At 65.4% G+C, this 1655-nt stretch carries 2 protein-coding genes; both read right to left on the bottom strand.

Annotated elements, in window-relative coordinates; translation table 11 throughout:
* Positions 1-970, bottom strand: a 970-nt coding sequence (locus ENE75_RS24625) for an IS91 family transposase (protein ID WP_158289094.1), incomplete at its 3' end; no start/stop codon positions are given.
* Between the two features lie 215 nt (positions 971-1185).
* The coding region (locus tag ENE75_RS25565) for a hypothetical protein (RefSeq protein ID WP_233259275.1) at positions 1186-1655 on the bottom strand (470 nt) is incomplete at its 5' end.

A 1655-nucleotide genomic window follows, 5' to 3' on the forward strand; every position in this document is an offset into this window, starting at 1 on the left:
CATGGTGCTCGCGGTGGTTGCTGTTGTACAGCCCGGCGTGGCGTGTGGTGTGTTGCCGCGATGCGGGTGCATGCCATAGCAGCCGGCGCACGAACTGCTGGGCGCTCAGCCGCTGGGTCTGGGTGCGCTGGGTCCGGTGATCGTGGTACGGGAAGCTCACGCAGCCACTGTCGTCGATCGTCAATGGCCGGCTGCGCGGCAGCGGGCCTGCCTTGGCGTAACGCGCCAGGTACAGCACGACGCCTCTGCCATGCTCGTAGGTCGGGCTGATCTCGATGTTCCAGTGCTTCTTGCGCCACAGCCGCTTGATCGCGGTTGACCACTGCGCCACGTCGCTGCCTTCGGGCAGCGTCCAGCCCTGGCGCAGCCCTTGACTGATGCCTTGCAGCAGGCAGTGCTTGTAGCGCGCCCGCAGCGCCTTGACCGGCACCAGCCAGTTCCTGCGCGTGGCAACCCAGCGGCCTTGTGCATCGACGCCGCCGGCGCTGACCAGGCAGTGCACGTGCGGGTGCCTCGAGAGGTTGCGGCCCCAGGTGTGCAGGTTCAGCACGATGCCGGGTACGGCCCCGAGGATGCGAGGGTCGGCCAGCGTCTGCAGCAGCGCCTGGCGTGCGCTGTGCATCAGCAACGCCGTGAACGGTCCTCGGTTGTGCGACCACAGATCGATGAGGTCGTGCGGCAGCGTGAAGACGACGTGGTGGTGTGCACACGGCAACAGCCGCCGGAGCTCCTGCTCGGCCCAGCGCTGCTGCGCCACGGCCCCGCATCGCGCACAGCTGCGGTGCCGGCAGGCATGGAACTGCAGTTGCTCGTACGCGCCATCGGGGCAGCTCAGCACGTGCGCGCCAAGCGCGCGCGTGCCACATACCTTGATCGCGTACGCCGCACGGCGTTCGCGATCACACACCGGCCCCTGCGACGCCACTTCGTCGTAGTGCCGCTGCATCAGTTGCTGCTGCGTCGTGTGCATCGGGGGCCAGCGGGGGGCGGGCCCCCCGCTTCTTCGATCACCATCAACCTCCATTAAACCGGCCAGCGCATCCGCAGCGTAGCTGCGTCGGTTCAACGTTCGAGCTAAGCCGCGCGCGCAGGCAGGCGGCGTAAGCCTGGTTCGCGATGATGCCTCATAGGCCGCGGACCAGGCTTACGCTGCCTGCCGGAGCGCGTCGGCGCTTGAGCGAGGGGTTAGGCGTCAGCTTTGCCACGCTCCGCTTGAACTACCTGATTAATGGTACAGAGAATACTCTCGAAGTCGACAGAACATGGCCCCTGTGCGCAGTACCCCTTTGCCATGGACAACGCGTTCGACAGAGTGATCGCCAATGACTCGAGAACCGAGTTGGCGTCCTTCTCAAGTACGTGAACCTTCAACGGACAGTCGATTCCTAGAAGGTTCCTCCTTCTGTCGTACTTGATACGAACGCTGGCTTGCAACGGCCCACGAACCTCACGTAGCACCAGGAAGACTTCTGTGTCCGTTCCCTGCGGGGAAGAAGCTTGAGTCGAGTCGAAGGCGGCGTTGAATCTACGCGCGGCAGCCTTGACGGCATCTTCAGGGGGCGCGACCGGTAGGTCATAGCTGATTAGGAAGGGGCGCACTTCCTGACGCCTAACGTTCGAGCTAAGCCGCGCGCAGCGGCGCGGCGCCTGGCCCG

The organism is Rubrivivax albus (assembly GCF_004016515.1).
GTDB lineage: Bacteria > Pseudomonadota > Gammaproteobacteria > Burkholderiales > Burkholderiaceae_C > Rubrivivax > Rubrivivax albus.